Genomic DNA, 751 nt, shown 5'->3' on the forward strand with positions numbered 1-751 from the left:
ATGTCGGTGTCAACGTCTAGGGGTATTGAGCAGAGTGATATTTAGCCCGCTGCGTTCGGCTTGGTCGATGTGGATTTGGTCAGGAAACCAGGATGAGGCCGCCGATCCAGCTAAGGAAACGGACGGGGCCTATCGGTGCCAAATGGTGCCAAATGGTGCTACCCTAGTGTTATTGCCACCTGTTACGACAGGATCGGAAGAAGACCCTGGGACCCCAGCCGGACGACTGGACTCAGGGTCTTCGTCTGCCTCTAGAGGGAATCCGGGGTGGGACGGTTGAGGATCACTTTCTCGTGCAGCTTCTCCCAGTACTGCTCTTCCCCTAGATGGACGGAGTTCAGTGCTCCCAGAACGGCATCTGGAATCCAGAGCAGGGGATCATCGCCACCGCGTACGTGTTGCAGTCGGATGCCAGCACTTTGTCCCTGGCCCTGCAGGGCAACTATATGGGCGACGTCTCGCCTGTTTTGTGCTTCTTGCCGGCTTTCCAAAGTGACGGTGTGGACGTGCATCTCGGAGAGCTCGAAGTACATCTGCTCCAAGCATTTCTTGCGGTGCCTCTCCGTTTTCTTGCTCACTTCACTCTGGTGGGTGATGATCGCTTGCATGGAGTCGATCTCAGAAAGGGTGTCCACGATTTTTCGGCGTCGGCTATTACGTTCGTCGGTCCAGTGAAGTTTGATCTGGCCAGGAAGTCGTAGTGGACGCAGCTTCTCGCGTATTTTTTCCAAGTCTTGAGTGTCGATGATGG

Annotated in this window: 1 protein-coding gene; it reads right to left on the minus strand. The window is 55.3% G+C overall.

Features of this window, described 5'->3' with window-relative positions:
- Positions 1 to 251: 251 nt before the first annotated feature.
- Entirely contained in the window at positions 252 to 749 is a 498-nt protein-coding gene (locus QKE52_RS13305) for a hypothetical protein (protein ID WP_347949002.1), read from the minus strand.
- Between the last annotated feature and the right edge of the window lie 2 nt (positions 750 to 751).

The organism is Corynebacterium sp. c25Ua_47 (assembly GCF_039907205.1).
Classification (GTDB): Bacteria; Actinomycetota; Actinomycetes; order Mycobacteriales; family Mycobacteriaceae; genus Corynebacterium; species Corynebacterium hiratae.